Raw genomic sequence first — 17,789 nt, 5'->3', positions numbered from 1 at the left:
CCAGCTGTCGGCCTTCGCGGACGAGGTGACCCGGGTGGCCCGCGAGGTCGGCACCGCCGGGAACCTCGGCGGCCAGGCCACCGTGCGCGGAGTCTCCGGCACCTGGAAGGACCTCACCGACAACGTCAACGTGATGGCCTCCAACCTCACCGGTCAGGTCCGCTCCATCGCCCAGGTCGCCACCGCCGTCGCCCGCGGCGACCTGTCCCAGAAGATCACCGTCGAGGCCGAGGGCGAGGTCGCCGCGCTCGCCGACGTCATCAACACGATGGTCGACACGCTCTCCGCCTTCGCGGACGAGGTGACCCGGGTGGCCCGCGAGGTCGGTACCGAGGGCCGGCTCGGCGGCCAGGCCCACGTGCCCAACGTGGCCGGCACCTGGAAGGACCTCACCGACAACGTCAACTCCATGGCCAACAACCTCACCGGCCAGGTGCGCAACATCGCCCTGGTGACCACCGCAGTGGCCCGGGGCGACCTGTCGAAGAAGATCGACGTCGACGCCCGCGGTGAGATCCTGGAGCTGAAGACGACCATCAACACGATGGTGGACCAGCTCTCGGCGTTCGCCGACGAGGTCACCCGCGTGGCCCGCGAGGTCGGCACCGAGGGCCGGCTCGGCGGCCAGGCCGAGGTCGAGGGCGTCTCCGGCACCTGGAAGCGGCTCACCGAGAACGTCAACGAACTCGCGGGCAACCTCACCCGGCAGGTCCGCGCCATCGCCGACGTGGCCAGCGCCGTCGCCGAGGGCGACCTGACCCGCTCCATCACCGTCGACGCCTCCGGCGAGGTCGCCGACCTCAAGGACAACATCAACTCCATGGTGGGGTCACTGCGCGAGACGACCCGGGCCAACCAGGAACAGGACTGGCTCAAGACCAACCTCGCCCGGATCTCCGGCCTCATGCAGGGCCACCGCGACCTGCCCGTCGTGGCCGAGCTCATCATGGACGAGCTGGTGCCGCAGGTCTCCGCGCAGTACGGCGCCTTCCACCTCGCCGAGGACGGCGAGGCCGGACCCGAACTGCGGCTCGTCGGCTCCTACGGCCGGCCCGAGCAGGACACCCGCCCCGTCCGCATCCCCTTCGGCCGCTCGCTGGTCGGCCAGGCCGCGCGCAGCCGCCGCACCATCGCCGTGGACGAACTGCCGCCCGGCTACGTCACCATCTCCTCCGGCCTCGGACAGATCGAGCCCACCGCACTGTTGCTGCTGCCCATCCTCTTCGAGGAACAGGTCCTCGGAGTGATCGAACTGGCCTCGGTCACCCGGTTCACCCAGATCCAGCGGGACTTCCTGCAGCAGCTGGTGGACACCATCGGCGTCAACGTCAACACGATCGTCGCCAACGCCCGTACCGACGAACTGCTCGAGGAGTCGCAGCGCCTGACCAGCGAACTGCAGTCCCGCTCCGCCGAGTTGCAGGCGCGCCAGGAGGAGCTGCAGCGCTCCAACGCCGAACTGGAGGACAAGGCCTCGCTGCTGGCCGAGCAGAACCGGGACATCGAGGCGAAGAACCTGCAGATCGAACAGGCCCGGCAGGAACTTGAGGCCCGCGCCCAGCAGTTGTCGCTGGCCTCCCGGTACAAGTCCGAGTTCCTCGCGAACATGAGCCACGAGCTGCGCACCCCGCTCAACAGCCTGCTCATCCTCGCCCAGCTGCTGGCCCAGAACCCCTCCCGCAACCTCACCCCCAAGCAGGTCGAGTACGCGGGCATCATCCACTCGGCCGGCTCGGACCTGCTCCAGCTCATCAACGACATCCTCGACCTGTCCAAGGTCGAGGCCGGAAAGATGGACATCGCGCCCGAGCGGGTCCCGCTCAAGCAGCTCATCGAGTACGTCGAGGCCACCTTCCGGCCGATGACCTCGCAGAAGAGCCTCGAGTTCACCGTCACCACCGCGGCCGGCGCCCCCGCCGACCTGCTGACCGACGACTCCCGGCTGCGGCAGGTCCTGCGCAACCTGCTGTCCAACGCGGTGAAGTTCACCGAGCAGGGCAGCGTGGAACTGCGGATCGAACCGGCGCCCGACCAGGAGGTGCCCGAAGGCGTGCTGCGCGGCGGCACCATCGTGGCCTTCCGGGTGAAGGACACCGGCATCGGCATCCCCGAGCAGCAGCGGGAGACCATCTTCGGCGCCTTCCAGCAGGCGGACGGCACCACCAGCCGCAAGTACGGCGGTACCGGGCTCGGCCTGTCCATCACCCGGGAGATCGCCCACCTCCTCGGCGGCGCCGTCACCGTGGACAGCACCCCCGGCAAGGGCAGCACGTTCACCCTCTTCCTGCCCGTCGCCCGGGCGGACTTCGAGGAACTGCTGCGCGGCGGCCGGGGCACGCCCCAGCAGCTTGAGCCGTCCCGGGCCGAGGAGCCGGCCGAGCGGGAGCCCGTGGCCGAGGCCCGGACGGGTGCCGCCGGCGGGCAGCGCCCGCGTCGCCTGCTCGTGGTGGAGGAGCGCCCGCGCGGCCTGCTCACCCTCGTCGCCGAGAGCGTCGTCGGCGACCTCGCGCCCGCACCGGGCGGCGCCCGGGTCGACATCATCAACGCGGTCGGCGCACAGGAGGCCGCCGGAGCCCTCGCCGCCGAGCCCTGCCACTGCGTCGTCGTCGAACTCGGCGCTCCCGAAGGGGAGTCGGCCCGCTTCCTGCTGGCACTTCGGGGCGACTCGGCCCTGGCGAGCGTCCCCGTCCTGGTGCACAGCTCCCACCGCACGGAGCAGCTCGCGCAGGACACCGTGGGCGGCTCGCTCGAGCACCTGTACAGCCTGGACGAGCTGCGCGAGCGGATCGCCCTGCACCTGTCGGCCGAGGAGCCCGGCGAGGTGCTCACCCTGGTCCGGGGCGACGAGGCGCAGCCGGCGGAGCCCCACCAGGTCGACGAGCGGACCCGCGGCCGTACCGTCCTCGTCGTCGACGACGACGCCCGCAACCTGTTCGCGCTCAGCGGCATCCTGGAACTGCACGGCTTCCGTGTGCTGCACGCGGAGAACGGCCGCAAGGGCATCGAGACGCTGGTGAACAACCCGGACGTCGAACTCATCCTGATGGACGTGATGATGCCCGAGATGGACGGCTACACCGCGACCGCCGAGATCCGCCGGATGCCGCAGTACACGGACCTGCCGGTCATCGCCGTGACCGCCAAGGCGATGCAGGGCGACCGGGAGAAGAGCCTCGCCTCCGGTGCCAGCGACTACGTGACCAAACCGGTGGACACCCATGACCTCCTCGCCTGCGTCCGGCGCTGGCTGCCCGCATGAGGACGTTCCCGCCCGCCCCACCGTCCGCCGGCCGAGGAGCACGTACACCGTGAACGCCCACGACCCGTCGCCCGAACCCGTGGCACCCGCCGCGGGTCCCGCCGGCCCCGGCCTGCCGGACGTCTTCGAGGCGCCCGGCACACCGCTCGGCACCGCCCTGCCCGGCCTGCCCGACCTGTCCGGCCTGCCGGAGGTTGCCGAGTCGGACCTGCCCAAGGTGCCCGCCACCTCGCCCGTCGGCCGGCTGGCCGCGACGGTCGAGCGGCTGCGCCGGGAGGTGCGCGCGGCGCAGGCGGAGGCGGAGGGCCGGGCCCTGCTCGAACTGGCCAAGGGCATCCTGGTCGAGCGCCTCGGCTGCGGCCCCGCGCAGGCTGCCCGGCAGCTCGCCGAGCTCGCCGATCAGGCCCGGGTGACCCCGCTGGAGTTCGCGGTCGAGGTCATCAACCAGGCGGCCCGGGACCGGGTGTCGGAGGTGGCCGGCGCCTTCCTGGCCGCCACCTCGGCCCCGGCCGCACCGGTCGAGGAGTCCGCCGCCGTGCGGCTGCGCGCCGCCGAGAGCGGCGTCCTCGCCGCCCACGACACCCAGGCGGTCGCCGACTCGCTGCTCCAGCACGCGCTGCGGCCGCTGGGAGCGGTGGCCGTCGCCGTGTGGGCCGCGGGCTCCGACGGCTCGCTGACCCTGGCGGGCAGCGCCGGGTTCCCGCCGGCCGAGGCGGCCCGCTGGCGCTACGTCCCCCCGGACGTGGCCACGGTGGCCCGGCGCGGTCTGACCGAGCCCGACGGGCTGTGGCTGCCGTCCCTCGCCGAGTCCGGGCTGCCCACCGTCGGACGGCACGAATTCGCGGACGGTGCGCGGGTGGCCGTGCCCGCCGGCGCGGGCGGCCGGATCCACGGCGTCCTGGAGATCGCCTGGCCCAAGCCGGAGGGCCCGCAGCCGCCCCCGGTGGTCCGCCAGGTGGAAGCGCTGGCGGAGCTGTGCGCGCACACCCTGGAGGCTCATGTGCTGCTGCCCGGCACCGCGCAGGAGCCCCGGGTGCTGCCGGACGCGGCGGAGCTGATGGACCTGGCGGACGGGCTGCACGACCCGGCCCTGGTGCTGGTGCCGCACCTCGACGACGCCGGGCGGCTCGTCGACTTCCGCATCCAGCACGTCAACAGCCACTTCCTCGACCCGGCGGGCCGGCCGCGCGCCGTGATCAACGGCGCGCTGCTGCTGGAGGCCTACCCCATGGCCGCGGGATCCAGCGAGCTGTTCCAGCGGGTGGAGCGGGTGCACGCCACCGGCGAGCCGTTCCGCGCCCACCGCATGCGGCTCACCGCGCTGGTCGACCAGGTGCCGCTCGCGGCCGTCGCCGACATCAGCATCAGCCGGCACGGCGCCGGGGTGCTGCTGATCTGGCGCATCGAGGACGAGACGGCACGCCTGGCCAGCCTGCTCCAGCACGCCCAGCGTCTCGGCCGCATCGGCGGGTTCGAGGAGAACCTGTTGACCGGCGAGATCACCTGGAACGGCCAGCTGTTCGACCTGTACGGCCGCCCGCCCACCAGCGCGCCGGTCCCGCTGGAGAACCTGGCCGCGCACGCCCACCCCGACGACGCCGTCCCCATCGGCCGCTTCCTGCGGACCCTGCTGCACCACCGGAGGCCCGCGTCCGCCGCGTTCCGGCTGCTCCGGCCGGACGGGGTCACCCGGCACATACGCGTGGTGGCCGAACCGGTGCTGGACACCGACGGCCAGCTGTTCGTCGTACGCGGCGCCTACCAGGACATCTCGGCCCAGCACTGGACCGAGGTCGCCCTCGCCGCCACCCGCGACCAGCTCGCCCACACCGAGCAGCAGGCCGACGCGCGCAACCGCCTGGCTCTGCAGCTCCAGCACGCCATCATGCCGCCCACGCAGGCACCGCTGCGGGTGCCGGACCTGCAGGTGGCGGTGCGCTACCGGCCCGCCGAGACCGAGCAGCTGGTCGGCGGCGACTGGTACGACGCCGTCGCGCTGCCCTCCGGGCTGGTGCTGCTGTGCGTGGGCGACGTCGCCGGGCACGGCATCGAGGCGGCGACCAGCATGGTCGTACTGCGCAACGCCCTGCGCGGGCTGGCCGTGACCGGCGCCGGGCCCGGGCAGCTGCTGTCCTGGCTGAACATCGTCGCCCACCATCTGACCGGCGCCGTCACCGCCACCGCCGTCTGCGGCCTGTACGACGGCGAGCGGCGCACCCTGCGCTGGGCGCGGGCGGGCCACCTCCCGCCGGTCCTGGTCCGGGATGCGGAGGCGTCCGCGCTGCCCATGCTCAGGGGTCTGCTGCTGGGCGCCGTGCCGGAGGCCGGCTACGAGGAGACGGAGGTGCAACTGGCGGCCGGGGACACCCTGTTGATGTACACCGACGGCCTGATCGAGCGCCGGGACCGCTCCGTGGAGGAGTCCCTGTCGCATCTGCTGGTCACGGCCCGCTCGGCGCCCGGCAGCCTGGACCAGCACCTGGACCGGCTGCTCACCTACAGCAGGTCGGACACCGACGACGACACCTGCATCGTGGGGATCCGGGTGGCCTGAGTCAGGCGGTGCCGGGGCCCGGAACCGGGTCCACGGGTGCGGTGAGGTGGTCGAGGGTGTTGGTGAGGTCCAGCATCCGGTCCAGCGTGGCGGGCCGTTCGTCCAGGTGGAGGGCGGCGCGGGCGGCGCCGGTGCGGCGGCGGACCGCGAGCAGCGCGGCCAGTCCCGAGGAGTCGATGTGGGTCAGCCCGCGGAAGTTCAGGCGCACGTCGAGCAGGTCGGGCGCGGTGTCGAGGCGGGCGGCGACGAAGTCGACCAGGTCCCCGCAGGTGTCGTAGTCGAGGTCGCCCGCGATGTGCACGGTCAGCACGGGGGCGTCGGCGTCCGCGGTGAGTTTCAGCTGAGATGCCACGCCCTCAGGTTTACACACCGTGCGCCGCGGTGAGGGCGACGGTGGCGGTGACGCGCTTGCCGTGGGGCAGCGGGGTGACCTCGAGCCCGCTGCTGAGCAGGCTCACCAGATGCAGTCCGTGGCCGCCGACGCGCCCTGGATCGGGAGGGCGCTGCCGGGGCGGTTCGGCGGAGGTGTCCGTGACGCTGATGCGCAGTGCGGTGTCGTCCGGGGACAGCTCCAGCCGCAGCGCGCACGGGCCGGGAGCGTGTTTGACGGCGTTGGTGACGAGTTCGCTGACGACGAGCTGGGCGTCCTGGACCGCGCGCCGGGCCGGCGCGGGCCGGAGCTGCGACAGCAGGGCACCGACGGCGTCTCTCGCGTCGGCGATGCAGGCCACACCGGCGTCCCAGGTACGGCTGAGCCGCAGGGGCACCGGGCGGCTCAGCCTCGTCGCGTGAGTGCTCATGTGGAGGTCCATGCTTCGCTGCCCGTTTCCTCGTGACACGTCGAGGCAGGCCCGGGGAATCCGATCCATGTGGAGTTCCCGGACCTGCCCCGGTACGTCGTCCGATTCAGTGCTCGAAGGTCAGTGCTTGAAGACGTCCTTCGTCTTCTCCTTGGCCTGCCGGGCGTCGCCGCGCGCGGCCTCCATGCGGCCCTCGGCCTCCATGCTCTCGTTGCCGACGGCGCGGCCCGTGACCTCCTTGACCTTGCCCTTGGCCTGCTCCGCCTTGGCCTTCGCCTTCTTGTTGGCAGCCATCGGGTTTCACATCCCCACGTCTGTTCGGTGTGCGGTCCACATTCGGCTTGCCACTGAACGCCAGTCCAAACGGCCCCTGATTACTAACATGTGGTTGAACAGTTCAGACTGATAAACCTGCGATGAGTAACCGTGGACACGGACGGCGGGAAACGGGGCGGGTTCGAGGACACCGCGGTGCTCGCCGCCGCGCCGCGGCTCGCCATGGGCCGGATCGTGCGCCGACTCCGCCAGGCCCACGCCGTGGGGACGTGACCCTCTCGGGCGTCTCCGTACTGGCCCGGCTGGCCGCCGTCGGCCCGGACTCGCCCGGCTCGCTCGCCGAGCTCGAGCGTGTGCGGCCCCAGGCCATGGCCACCAAGCTCGCCGGGCTCGAACAGCGCGGACTGGTCAGCCGTGCTCCTGACACGGAGGACGGCCGGCGGGGCCATCGTGCCGATCACCGACACGGGCCGGACCGTGCTGGAGGAACGCCGCTCGGAGTCCGTCGGCCGGCTCGCCCACGCGCTGGACGAGTTCACCCCCGGGGAACGCGCGGCACTCCGTGCCGCGCTGCCCCTGCTCGACCGGCCGGCGGAACGGCTGTGAGCGGCCGGCCGCCGCTCCCGGGCGGTCCCGCGGAAGGCCTGCGCGGCCGGTTGCTCGCCCGTTCGGCCCGTCACCGGGACACACCCCGGGCCCCGGCGACAAGTGGATCGCCCTGTCCAACACCACGCTCGGCGTCCTGATCGCCACGATGGACGCCTCCATCGTGATCATCTCCCTGCCCGCGATCTTCCGCGGGATCGGCCCGGACCCGCTCGCCGCGGGCAACATCGGCTACGTGCTGTGGATGATCCTGGGCTATCTGCTGGTCTCGGCCGTGCTGGTCGTCGTCCTCGGCCGGCTCGGCGACATGTTCGGCCGCGGTCGCGGGACGGAGTGTGGAGCGCCCTGCCCTCCGCGATCCGTGCTCGACGCGGCGGGCACGGGCCGTGAGCGTCAGCCGGTCACTGCGTCTGCTTGCCATTTGGTGACGACAGGGAACAAGGTGAAAGAGCAAGGGAAACCAAGCGGTCAGGAGCGGCCGGGCCTGCGGACTGATCGGGGTGTGCCATGCGGAGGCGTGCGGAGATCGCGGGTGAGGCGCCATGACGGCAGGCGCCTCGCTCACGGTGCAGCCGGTGGCCGACCGGGCGGTGGTACTGCGCCTGTCGGGCGCCCTGGACGGACGCGGCGCCGGGATGCTCGGCCGGGAACTGGACCTGCGGCTCGGCCGGGCCGACCGGCGCGGCCTGCGCCTGGTGCTGGACGTCTCCGGCGTGCGCCGGCTGAGCGGTGCGGCCCTGGACACCCTGGCCGACCACACCCGGCACCTGGTCTCCGGGCCCGTTCTGGTCACCGGTGCCGGGCCCGAGGTGCGCGCCGCGCTCGCGGCCGCCGAGCTGCCCGGCGTCCGTCTGTACCCCACCCTCGAGGGCGCCCTCTCCGACCTGTGCGGCACGGGCGCGGTGCCGCACCCCGGACCGGGAGTGCGATTCCTGCCGGAGGACGTGCGCACCGAGGTGTTCGGCCTGCGGGCCAAGGCGCGCACCAGCGGGCTCATCGGGATCGCCCAGGGCATCCTGCTAGCCCGCTACGGCCTGCCCGGACCGGCGGAGGCCTTCGCCCTGCTGCGTGAGGGCTCCCAGCGCCACAACGTGCCGCTGCGGGTGCTGGCCGCCGCCCTGGTGACGGCCCCGGCGCCCTGGTCGGCGCAGGAGTGGTTCCCCAGCCGCGTGCACCTCCCGCCGCCGGTCCTCGGCCTTCCGCTCGCCGACCGAGTGGACCCGCGCGACCGCCGGCAGGTCCTGCGGGCCGGCGTGTACGCGGCGGTGACCCTGACGGACGCGGACGCGGCGGAGATCCATCTGACCGACTACACCCAGGACGAGGCGCTCGTGCTGGAGGCCCACCACGGCCTGGACACCGTCTACCGCGACTGCCTGGCCCTCGTCTGCGGGCCGCCGGCGGTCTGCGCCCGGGCGCAGGCGGACCGGAAGCCCGTGACCGTTCCCGACGTGGCCGCCGAACCCGGGCTGGTCGGCCATCCCGTGGGCCGGGCCACCCTCGCCGCGGGCATACGTGCCCTGCACAGCACCCCCATGATCACCTCGGACGGTGACTGCAACGGCGTGGTCTCCGTGCACCGCGCGGATCCGGGCGCCTGGCTGGCCCCGGGACAGGAGAGCGCGCTCGACGCCCTGGCCTGCGAGCTGGCCGGGTGGCGTTCGTGGTACCGGCGCACGGTGGTGCTGGACGCCCTCGAGTACCTGCACGCCCAGGGCGCGGCGGAGACCTGACACGGAGCCGCCCGGGGCGGTCAGCGTTCGCGCCGGCGCCGCGCGAGCCGAAGGACGACGAGGGTGCCGATCAGCACGCCGGCGGCCACGAGGACGTAGAGCTGGTAGTGCGTGATCTCGTCGTAGGCGGCCGTGATGTGGTTGCCCACCAGATAGGCCAGGGTGGCCCAGAGACCGACCCACAGGGCCGCGCCGAGGGCGTTGAAGGCGAGGAAGCGGCGCCAGGCCATGCCCGTCGTGCCCGCGACGATGCCGTTGGCCTGGCGCAGCCCCTCGACGAACCGGGCCACGCCGACGATCTTGCCGCCGTGCCGGCCGAAGAAGTCCTCGGCGGCCTGGAAGCGCTTCGGTGTGAGGAAGACGTACCGTCCCCAGCGGTGCACGGCGGCCCGCCCGCCGCGGCGGCCGATGAGGTAGCCGATGTTGTCCCCGAGCACCGCCGCCACGAACGCGACGGCCGCCACGGCGACGATGTTCAGCCGCCCCGCACCGGCGAGGACGCCCGCCGCGATCAGGATGGTCTCACCGGGCGCCGGCACCCCGAAGTCCTCCACGAGGACGACGGCCCCCACGGCCCAGTAGCCGTAGTGGCCGAGCAGCGGTGCCAGGTGAGCCAGCGGGCCCGGAAGCGGAGGGGCCATGCCCCCACCGTACGTCGCGGCCGCGCACGGCCTCCGGGTACGGCGGTGAGGACTAGCGGAGAAATCCCGTGCCGTACTCCTCGTCGCCCGACTCGGGCTGGCAGGTGCGGCACAGTTCGTGTCCCCCGTCGCGGGTGACGACGGTTCCCCAGCCGAGGCAGTGCTCGCAGTCGCGGGCGAGGCCCAGGTCGGGACGGGGCGGCAGACAGGGGCTGAGGGGGGCTCCGTAGGCCATGCGGTGAGCGGCTCCTTGAAGGGGCGGGGTCGCGGTCCGGATGACTTCCATTATGTCTGACTTTTCCTTTATGTCCAGGTTTCATGTCACTCGGTGCCAGGCATTACCCCAGATTCCCCAGGCGGGCGTCCCGCCACAGGTCCACGCCGCCGTCGGTGGCGTACTTGTCGATCTCGGCCAGTTCCTCGGCACTGAAGTCGAGGTTCTCCAGCGCGGCCACGTTCTGCTCCAGCTGCTCGGTGCGGGAGGCGCCGATGACCAGGGAGGTGACACGCTCGTCCCGCAGGGCCCAGGCCAGCGCCATCTGGGCCAGGGTCTGTCCGCGCCGCGCGGCGATGTCGTTCAGGGAGCGCAGCCGCCCGCGCATGTCCGCGGTCAGCCAGGACGGGTCGAAGGACTTGCCCTGCGCGGCCCGCGAGTCCTCGGGCAGACCCTCGAGGTAGCGGCCGGTCAGCAGGCCCTGCGCGAGCGCCGTGAACCCGATGACGCCGAAGCCCTCCTCCTGGGCCGCGTCCAGCAGGCCGTCGGTCTCGATCCAGCGGTTGAGCATGCTGTACGAGGGCTGGTGGATCAGCAGCGGGGTGCCCAGTTCGCGCAGGATCGCGGCCGCCTGCCGGGTTCGCTCGGCGTCGTAGGAGGAGATGCCGACGTACAGCGCCTTGCCCTGGCGGACGGCGGTGTCGAGCGCGCCCATCGTCTCCTCCAGCGGCGTGCTCGCGTCGAGCCGGTGGGAGTAGAAGATGTCCACGTAGTCCAGGCCCATGCGGCTCAGGGACTGGTCCAGCGAGGCCAGCACGTACTTGCGGGACCCGCCGCCCTGCCCGTAGGGGCCGGGCCACATGTCCCACCCGGCCTTCGTGGAGACCACCAGCTCGTCCCGGTACGGCGCGAGGTCCCGCTCGATCAGCCGGCCGAAGTTGATCTCGGCCGCGCCGTACGGGGGGCCGTAGTTGTTGGCCAGGTCGTGGTGGGTGATGCCGAGGTCGAAGGCGCGCAGGGCGATCTCGCGCTGGTTCTCGAAGGAGCGGTCGTCGCCGAAGTTGTGCCAGTAGCCCAGGGACAGGAGCGGGAGGTCCAGTCCCGAGCGGCCGGTGCGCCGGTAGCGCATGGTGCCGTCGTAGCGAGCGGGGTTCGCGACGTGGTTCATCGGGTCGTCTCCGGGTGGTGCCGTAGGGGTGCCCGTCGTGCGCGACGGAACCCGTCCACCCTGCGCCTCCAAGATTCGTAAGTCCAACCGCTGCCCCTCATGGGATTGAGCGGCGCGGTTTCTGAATCGGGTGGCGCACGGGGTCCGAGAGGCCCGTGTGGCGAGTGTGCCCGTCGCTGGTGTGGCGGGTGCGGAGAGGGGCAGCCGGAAGGGACACCCGACGAAACGGACGGGTACGCGAACCGGCGGTGAGCGCATGCGCCGGCGGTGCGGGAACGGAGGAGCCTGTGAGTGGGGCGAAGCCCGTCGGTGAACGGCGGGCCGACGGGAGGCCGGGGACCCCGAAAGCGGTGGCCGAGCTGCCGCGCCAGGTCCGCAGGGATCTGACCGGCAGACTGCGCCGCAACCACGGGGCCTTCCGCAAGGACGACGTCCAGGTCGTCGAGCGCCCCCTGCTGAAGCGGGCCGTCGGCGCCTCCGCGCTCGGCAACTGCATGGAGTGGTTCGACTTCGGCGTCTACAGCTACCTCGCCGCCACCATCGGCAAGGTGTTCTTCCCGGGCGCCTCCCCGGCCGCCCAGGTGATCTCCTCCTTCGCGACCTTCGCCGCCGCCTTCGTCGTACGACCCCTCGGAGGGCTGGTCTTCGGGCCGCTCGGCGACCGGATCGGCCGGCAGAAGGTGCTCGCCACCACCATGATCCTGATGGCCGTGGGCACCTTCGCCATCGGCGTCATCCCCGGCTACAGCACGATCGGAATCGCCGCTCCCGTGCTGCTTCTGCTGGCCCGCATGGTCCAGGGGTTCTCGACCGGCGGCGAGTACGGCGGGGCCACCACCTTCGTCGCCGAGTACTCGCCGGACCGCAGGCGCGGGTTCCTCTCCAGCTGGCTCGACTTCGGCACGTTCGTCGGCTACGCCCTCGGCTCGGCCCTGGTCACCGCGCTGAACCTGCTGCTGACGGACGGTCAGATGCTCTCCTGGGGCTGGCGGATCCCGTTCCTGATCGCCGGACCGCTCGGGGTGATCGGCCTGTACATGCGGCTCAAGCTGGAGGAGTCCCCGGCCTTCCAGCAGCAGCTGGACGAGCACGAGAAGAGCCTGGCACAGGAGTCGGCGGGCAACGAGTTCAAGGACATCGTCGGCAACCACTGGCGTGCGCTGCTGGTCTGCATGGGCCTGGTGCTGCTCTACAACGTCACCAACTACATGGTCACCGGCTATCTGCCGACCTATCGGACCGAGACGCTGAACCGCTCCAGCGGGTCGGCGGACCTCCTGGTGCTGACCGGCATGGTCTGGATCGTCGTACTGATCACCTTCGTGGGCCGGCTCAGCGACCGGGTCGGCCGGCGGCCGGTCTACGCGGTCGCCGCGGCCGCGATGATCGTGCTGGCCGTTCCGGCGTTCCTGCTGATCAAGGCGGAGGGCACCTGGCCGCCGATCCTCGGGGTGCTGCTGCTGTCCACCCTGCTGGCCTGCTTCGCCGCACCCAGCGCGGCCACGCTGCCCGCGCTGTTCCCGACGGCGGTCCGCTACGCGGCCATGGGGATCGGCTTCAACTTCGCCGTCGCCGCGTTCGGCGGCACCACACCGCTGGTGACCGCCGCGCTGGTCGACGCCACCGGTGACGACCTGATGCCGGCCTACTACCTGATGCTGGCAGGCGCCATCGGACTGCTGACCGTGAAGTTCCTGCCGGAGAGCGCCCAGGTGCCGCTCAACGGCTCCCGGCCGATGGTCGGTTCGCAGGCGGAACGGCGTGAGCTGATCACCACGTCGAAGGAGCTGTACGCCTACGCGCGGGAGCGGGCGAAGACGCCTCACGGGTGAGGCGACGGGGCGGCCGGGCCGCACTGTTCGATCCTACGAACTTCTCGCGGAACGGGTTACCGCCCTCTCCGGGGTTTGATAGGAAACTTTCCTACCAGTGCGGTACGGACCAACTCCCCACCCCCCACCCCTCTTTGGAGTCCCTGTGGTGCACACAGACAGCGAGTCGGCAGCCTCAGCCCACCTCTCCCGCCGGACCGTCGTCGCCCTGCTCGGCGCCGTCGCCTCCGGTGCCCTGGTCGGCGCCCAGCGCGTCGCGGCGGCACCGTCGGCCGCGCCCGGCCTCGACGACCCGGCGAAGAAGGAGATCGCCATGCAACTGGTCTCGAGCGCGGAGAACTCCTCGCTCGACTGGAAGGCCCAGTACAAGTACATCGAGGACATCGGCGACGGCCGCGGCTACACCGCCGGGATCATCGGATTCTGCTCCGGCACCGGCGACATGCTCGACCTCGTCCAGCTCTACGCCGACCGCAGGCCCGGCAACGTCCTGGCCAAGTACCTGCCCGCCCTGCGCCGGGTCAACGGCAGCGACTCGCACGACGGCCTCGACCCCAACTACCCCAAGGACTGGCGCAAGGCGGCCCAGGACTCCGCGTTCCAGCAGGCCCAGAACGACGAACGCGACCGCGTCTACTTCAACCCCGCGGTCGCCCAGGGCAAGGCGGACGGGCTGCGCGCCCTGGGCCAGTTCACCTACTACGACGCCATCGTCATGCACGGTGACGGCGACGACCCCACCAGCTTCCGCAACATCCGCAAGCGGGCCCTGCGCAGCGCCAAGCCGCCGGCGCAGGGCGGCAACGAGACGACGTACCTCAACGCCTTCCTCGACGCCCGGGTGTGGGCCATGAAGCAGGAGGAGGCCCACAGCGACACCAGCAGGGTCGACACCGAGCAGCGGGTGTTCCTGCGCAAGGGCAACCTCGACCTGGACACACCGCTCGACTGGAAGGTGTACGGGGACAGCTACCACATCGGCTGACGACAGGCCCTAGGACAGGTGCGGCAGGCCCATGGCGCCCGGGACCGGGCGTATCGCCTCCAGCGCGGTGGCCTGCCGCGCCGTGACGCGCTGGATCACGGCGATCGCCAGGGTGCCCGCGGCCAGTTCGAGGGCCTCGGACCCGAGGAGGAGAGGGAGCGAGGTCCCTCCGCCCAGGTTGCCCAGGGCGAGGACCAGCGCGTGCCCGGCCCAGGCCGTCCACCAGGCGTTGACCAGCACCCGGTCCCGCCCCTCCGCCGTACCGGGCCCGCTCGCCCGCTGGACGTCCAGGACCAGTCGGCGTGGCGCCCACAGGTTCACGACCGGGATCAGCCAGGCGAACACCGCCCAGGCGGCGGAGCCGCGGACGGTTCCGGGGGAGAGCAGTCCGGCATTGCGCCGGCACCGGGAGAACCACACCAGGAACACCACGACGGTGGCCATCATGACGTTCACGTACACCCTCGAGGCGTGTCCCGCGGCGCTCAGGGACGTGTCCCGCGGATGGAGGAGGTGCGCCCGCAGGGTCACCGAACGGCAGGCGTCCGCCACGACTGCCGCGGCCACCGCCACCTGGGCGCAACGAGCAAGTGGCCAAGGGGCCTTCACGGTGGGTCCGGACACGGTGGGGACCTGCCTGTCTGAGCCGCGCGCACGGAGTGGCGCGATGGTGATCATCGGGGAAGCGGATCATGGGGCAACCGGCCGAGGTCCGCTCTCGGCACCGGTGGCGCACTCGCATGCCGGGGCCCTGACGAGGAAGGATGGGTCCGAGCGATCGATCACACCGATGCGGAGGAGCGGACTCATGCCGCACGAGCGAGCCGGCCGGCCGGCCGGTCCCGAGGATCTTGTCGACGTGGCCCGGCTGGTCACGGCGTACTACACGCTGCGCCCCGACCCGGCCGACCCGGCGCAGCGGGTGGCGTTCGGCACGTCGGGGCACCGGGGTTCGTCCCTGGCGACCGCCTTCAACGAGGACCACATCGCCGCCACCAGCCAGGCCATCGTCGAGTACCGCGCGGCCCAGGGCGTCGACGGCCCGCTGTTCCTCGGCGCCGACACACACGCACTGTCCGAACCCGCGAAGGCCACCGCCCTGGAGGTGTTCGCCGCGGCCGGCGTGACCGTGCTCATCGACAGCGCGGACGGCTACACCCCGACCCCGGCGGTCTCGCACGCGATCCTCACCCACAACCGGGGCCGCACCTCGGGCCTCGCCGACGGCGTGGTCGTCACCCCCTCGCACAACCCGCCCGCCGACGGCGGCTTCAAGTACAACCCGCCCAGCGGCGGCCCGGCGGCCTCCGCGGCGACCACCTGGATCCAGGACCGGGCCAACCAGATCATCGCGGGCGGCCTGAAGGACGTACGGCGAGTGACGTACGCCCGTGCGCTCGCCGCGGACACCACCCGGCACCACGACTTCCTGGGCACCTACGTCGGCGACCTGCCGAGCGTCCTGGACCTGGACGCGATCCGCGCGGCCGGCGTGCGCATCGGCGCCGACCCGCTCGGCGGAGCGTCCGTCGCCTACTGGGGCCGGATCGCCGAGGAGCACGGCATCGACCTGACCGTGGTCAATCCGCACACCGACCCCACCTGGCGGTTCATGACGCTGGACTGGGACGGCAAGATCCGCATGGACTGCTCCTCGCCGTACGCGATGGCCTCGCTCATCGAGCAGCGCGACCGCTTCCGCATCGCCACCGGCAACGACGCCGATGCCGACCGGCACGGCATCGTCACGCCCGACGCCGGCCTGATGAACCCCAACCACTACCTCGCGGTCGCCATCTCCTACCTCTACCGGCACCGCGAGCAGTGGGCCGCCGACGCGGGCATCGGCAAGACGCTGGTCTCCTCCACCATGATCGACCGCGTCGCCGCGGACCTGGACCGCCGGCTGGTCGAGGTGCCGGTCGGGTTCAAGTGGTTCGTGGACGGACTGGCCGGCGGCACCATCGGCTTCGGCGGCGAGGAGTCGGCCGGCGCGTCCTTCCTGCGGCGGGACGGCTCGGTGTGGACCACCGACAAGGACGGCATCATCCTGGCCCTCCTCGCCTCCGAGATCACGGCGGTCACGGACCGGACGCCGTCGGAACACTACGCCGACCTCACCGCCCGCTTCGGCGAACCCGCCTACGCCCGCATCGACGCCCCCGCCTCCCGCGAGCAGAAGGCGCTGCTGGCGAAACTGTCCCCGGCCCAGGTCACCGCCGACACGCTCGCCGGAGAGCCGGTCACCGGGGTCCTGACCGAGGCGCCGGGCAACGGCGCCGCCATCGGTGGGATCAAGGTCACCACCGCCAACTCCTGGTTCGCGGCCCGCCCTTCGGGCACCGAGGACGTCTACAAGGTCTACGCCGAGTCGTTCCTCGGCCCCGACCACCTCGCCCGGGTGCAGGAGGAGGCCAAGGGCGTGGTCCTGGCCGCGCTCGGCGGCTGACACGGTTCGGCCGTACGACGGCCTCCGCCACCCGGTGCGCGGAGGCCGTCGCCGCTGCTGCTCAGCCGCGTCCGCGTCCCCGCTCCAGCCGGTCCAGCACGGCCTGTGCCATGGCCGCCTCGCCCACGGCGTTGGGATGGGCGGGGGCCGCGGGCGAGGCCGGCTGGAGCGGCTCGATCCAGCGGTCCGCGGGCGCCTTGCACATGTCGTGGCCGATCGTGGGGCCGTAGGTGTCGACGTACTCGGCCCGGTTCCACGCGGCCACCAGGCGCAGCATCAGGTTCAGCCGCTTCTCGGTGTCGCGCAGATACGGGAAGTCCCGCTGCGCGAACGGCACCGAGGGGAAGCAGCCGCTGCCGTCGTCCGGGAGCAGGTCCGGGTAACCGACGAGGAGCACCCGCGCGTGCGGCGCGCGGGCGTGCACGGCCCGCAGCACCCGGTCGATCTTCGGCGCGGTCTCCGCGATGGTGAGCGCCAACCGGTCGTAGCCCGAGGCCTCGTAGAAGCGCTCGCAGGGGTTGCCGGTCTGGTCCTGGGCGCCGAGGCGGGCGCAGGTGCCGATGATCGACCCGAAGCCGACGTCGTTGCCGCCGATCTGCACCGTCACCAGGTCGGTGTCCCGTCCCAGCGCGTTGAGCTGGGGTGCGTTGGTGCCCTGCGCCTTCCACATCTCCTCGGTCGTGGCCCCGGCGCAGCTCACGTCCTTGAACGCGGTCGCCCGGCGCTGCGCGGCCAGCAGCGAGGGGTAGTTGCGGTCGGAACGTGCGCAGTCGGCGTCCACCTGGCGCGGGATGGCGGGGCCCGAGGTGTAGGAGTCCCCGAGGGAGACATAGGTGAGGTCGCGGGGACCGGTGGGGTGCGCGGCGGCGGGCGTCGTGGACGCGGCCACGAGGGCGCAGCCCCCGAGTGCCGCGCCCAGTGCGGCGGTCCGCCGCCGGGCTCTCGCCCCGTCCGCCGCGCGTGTGTCGTTCGCCATGGAATCCTCCCCCTGAGGCCGGGACAACGCACGCGGCCCGCAATGAGGTGCGGTCCGCGCGGTCAACTGGGCCTGTATACCGTCCGGTAGGTCTCCCGGACCAGAAGCGGGAACGAACATTCGTGCCCGTGGGGGTGGTTGACGGGGCAGGCGAGCCCGGGGGAGGGGAACGCGGACCGGCCCGCGGGGGCGCCCTCCTCGCCTGGTCGCCGGGCGGGGGGGGGGGGGGGAGCGGGAACCCGCTCTCCGCCCGGCCCCGCTCCCCCCCGCACTGGTGATTAGTTGTAGTCCCATCT

Annotated in this window: 16 protein-coding genes and 2 pseudogenes; 10 read left to right on the top strand and 8 right to left on the bottom strand. The window is 72.4% G+C overall.

The window, feature by feature from the left end:
- Together AC07CM_RS29140 and AC07CM_RS29135 are read left to right on the top strand one after the other, a co-directional pair.
- The coding region (locus AC07CM_RS29140) for an ATP-binding protein (RefSeq protein ID WP_478879421.1) at positions 1–3,259 on the top strand (3,259 nt) is incomplete at its 5' end.
- Positions 3,219–5,813 carry a SpoIIE family protein phosphatase gene (locus tag AC07CM_RS29135; protein WP_478879420.1) on the top strand — a complete coding sequence of 865 codons (2,595 nt, stop codon included), beginning with the start codon at positions 3,219–3,221 and terminating at the stop codon, positions 5,811–5,813. The genes AC07CM_RS29140 and AC07CM_RS29135, both read left to right, overlap by 41 nt.
- Before the next feature lies 1 nt (position 5,814).
- On the opposite strand, the gene AC07CM_RS29130 is transcribed toward AC07CM_RS29135, so the two are convergent.
- The 3 genes from AC07CM_RS29130 to AC07CM_RS29120 all read right to left on the bottom strand — a co-directional run bounded on the left by AC07CM_RS29130 (position 5,815) and on the right by AC07CM_RS29120 (position 6,907).
- Positions 5,815–6,165 carry an STAS domain-containing protein gene (locus AC07CM_RS29130; RefSeq protein ID WP_478879419.1) on the bottom strand — a complete coding sequence of 117 codons (351 nt, stop codon included), beginning with the start codon at positions 6,163–6,165 and terminating at the stop codon, positions 5,815–5,817.
- Positions 6,166–6,175: 10 nt separating this feature from the next.
- Positions 6,176–6,613 carry an ATP-binding protein gene (locus tag AC07CM_RS29125; protein WP_478879418.1) on the bottom strand — a complete coding sequence of 146 codons (438 nt, stop codon included), beginning with the start codon at positions 6,611–6,613 and terminating at the stop codon, positions 6,176–6,178.
- Between the two features lie 120 nt (positions 6,614–6,733).
- Positions 6,734–6,907, bottom strand: coding sequence for a CsbD family protein (locus AC07CM_RS29120; RefSeq protein WP_478879417.1), 174 nt, complete (start codon positions 6,905–6,907; stop codon positions 6,734–6,736).
- A gap of 132 nt (positions 6,908–7,039) precedes the next feature.
- On the opposite strand from AC07CM_RS29120, the gene AC07CM_RS29115 reads away from it, so the two are divergent.
- The 5 genes and pseudogenes from AC07CM_RS29115 to AC07CM_RS29095 all read left to right on the top strand — a co-directional run bounded on the left by AC07CM_RS29115 (position 7,040) and on the right by AC07CM_RS29095 (position 9,228).
- Positions 7,040–7,162, top strand: a complete 123-nt coding sequence (locus AC07CM_RS29115) for a hypothetical protein (RefSeq protein ID WP_478879416.1) — start codon at positions 7,040–7,042, stop codon at positions 7,160–7,162.
- Positions 7,159–7,272: pseudogene (locus AC07CM_RS29110) on the top strand (MarR family transcriptional regulator); the annotation flags it as partial. The gene AC07CM_RS29115 and the pseudogene AC07CM_RS29110, both read left to right, overlap by 4 nt.
- 67 nt (positions 7,273–7,339) lie before the next feature.
- Complete coding sequence (locus AC07CM_RS29105; RefSeq protein ID WP_478879553.1) at positions 7,340–7,495, top strand: hypothetical protein; 156 nt, start codon at positions 7,340–7,342, stop codon at positions 7,493–7,495.
- A gap of 106 nt (positions 7,496–7,601) precedes the next feature.
- Positions 7,602–7,820, top strand: a pseudogene (locus AC07CM_RS29100) (MFS transporter); the annotation flags it as partial.
- Positions 7,821–8,037: 217 nt separating this feature from the next.
- Positions 8,038–9,228 carry an ANTAR domain-containing protein gene (locus tag AC07CM_RS29095; protein ID WP_478879415.1) on the top strand — a complete coding sequence of 397 codons (1,191 nt, stop codon included), beginning with the start codon at positions 8,038–8,040 and terminating at the stop codon, positions 9,226–9,228.
- A 20-nt stretch (positions 9,229–9,248) separates the two neighbouring features.
- Here AC07CM_RS29095 and AC07CM_RS29090 read toward each other — a convergent pair whose 3' ends face one another.
- From AC07CM_RS29090 to mgrA, 3 genes are all read right to left on the bottom strand, one after another.
- Positions 9,249–9,869, bottom strand: a complete 621-nt coding sequence (locus tag AC07CM_RS29090) for a DedA family protein (protein WP_478879414.1) — start codon at positions 9,867–9,869, stop codon at positions 9,249–9,251.
- A gap of 52 nt (positions 9,870–9,921) precedes the next feature.
- Positions 9,922–10,104, bottom strand: a complete 183-nt coding sequence (locus AC07CM_RS29085; RefSeq protein ID WP_478879413.1) for a hypothetical protein — start codon at positions 10,102–10,104, stop codon at positions 9,922–9,924.
- A 103-nt stretch (positions 10,105–10,207) separates the two neighbouring features.
- Entirely contained in the window at positions 10,208–11,251 is a 1,044-nt protein-coding gene (gene mgrA, locus AC07CM_RS29080; RefSeq protein WP_478879412.1) for an L-glyceraldehyde 3-phosphate reductase, read from the bottom strand.
- A gap of 287 nt (positions 11,252–11,538) precedes the next feature.
- Between mgrA and AC07CM_RS29075 the strand changes: the two genes are divergently transcribed.
- A complete protein-coding gene (locus AC07CM_RS29075; RefSeq protein ID WP_478879411.1) occupies positions 11,539–13,083 on the top strand; it encodes an MFS transporter in 1,545 nt (514 codons plus the stop codon).
- Positions 13,084–13,231: 148 nt separating this feature from the next.
- Complete coding sequence (locus tag AC07CM_RS29070; protein WP_478879410.1) at positions 13,232–14,068, top strand: chitosanase; 837 nt, start codon at positions 13,232–13,234, stop codon at positions 14,066–14,068.
- A 9-nt stretch (positions 14,069–14,077) separates the two neighbouring features.
- On the opposite strand, the gene AC07CM_RS29065 is transcribed toward AC07CM_RS29070, so the two are convergent.
- Positions 14,078–14,635 carry a DUF4328 domain-containing protein gene (locus tag AC07CM_RS29065; RefSeq protein WP_478879409.1) on the bottom strand — a complete coding sequence of 186 codons (558 nt, stop codon included), beginning with the start codon at positions 14,633–14,635 and terminating at the stop codon, positions 14,078–14,080.
- 241 nt (positions 14,636–14,876) lie between these two features.
- On the opposite strand from AC07CM_RS29065, the gene pgm reads away from it, so the two are divergent.
- Positions 14,877–16,517 (top strand): phosphoglucomutase (alpha-D-glucose-1,6-bisphosphate-dependent), encoded by a 1,641-nt coding sequence (pgm, locus tag AC07CM_RS29060; protein WP_478879408.1) that lies wholly within the window; start codon positions 14,877–14,879, stop codon positions 16,515–16,517.
- A gap of 61 nt (positions 16,518–16,578) precedes the next feature.
- Here pgm and AC07CM_RS29055 read toward each other — a convergent pair whose 3' ends face one another.
- The gene (locus tag AC07CM_RS29055) at positions 16,579–17,493 is read right to left on the bottom strand and encodes an SGNH/GDSL hydrolase family protein (RefSeq protein ID WP_478879407.1); all 915 of its coding nucleotides are present in this window, start codon (positions 17,491–17,493) and stop codon (positions 16,579–16,581) included.
- Positions 17,494–17,789: the final 296 nt, after the last annotated feature.

Source organism: Streptomyces sp. NPDC044061, from assembly GCF_056434305.1.
The sequence above is the reverse complement of the archived record's forward strand: the minus strand, read 5'-3'. Positions and strand labels throughout refer to the sequence as shown.

Bases quoted from the DNA above. Each gene is read 5' to 3' on its own strand.
- AC07CM_RS29135 (WP_478879420.1), top strand. From the start codon at position 3,219: ATGACCTCCTCGCCTGCGTCCGGCGCTGGCTGCCCGCATGAGGACGTT.
- AC07CM_RS29125 (WP_478879418.1), bottom strand. From the start codon at position 6,613: ATGAGCACTCACGCGACGAGGCTGAGCCGCCCGGTGCCCCTGCGGCTC.
- AC07CM_RS29120 (WP_478879417.1), bottom strand. From the start codon at position 6,907: ATGGCTGCCAACAAGAAGGCGAAGGCCAAGGCGGAGCAGGCCAAGGGC.
- AC07CM_RS29095 (WP_478879415.1), top strand. From the start codon at position 8,038: ATGACGGCAGGCGCCTCGCTCACGGTGCAGCCGGTGGCCGACCGGGCG.
- AC07CM_RS29090 (WP_478879414.1), bottom strand. From the start codon at position 9,869: ATGGCCCCTCCGCTTCCGGGCCCGCTGGCTCACCTGGCACCGCTGCTC.
- AC07CM_RS29085 (WP_478879413.1), bottom strand. From the start codon at position 10,104: ATGGCCTACGGAGCCCCCCTCAGCCCCTGTCTGCCGCCCCGTCCCGAC.
- mgrA (WP_478879412.1), bottom strand. From the start codon at position 11,251: ATGAACCACGTCGCGAACCCCGCTCGCTACGACGGCACCATGCGCTAC.
- pgm (WP_478879408.1), top strand. From the start codon at position 14,877: ATGCCGCACGAGCGAGCCGGCCGGCCGGCCGGTCCCGAGGATCTTGTC.
- AC07CM_RS29055 (WP_478879407.1), bottom strand. From the start codon at position 17,493: ATGGCGAACGACACACGCGCGGCGGACGGGGCGAGAGCCCGGCGGCGG.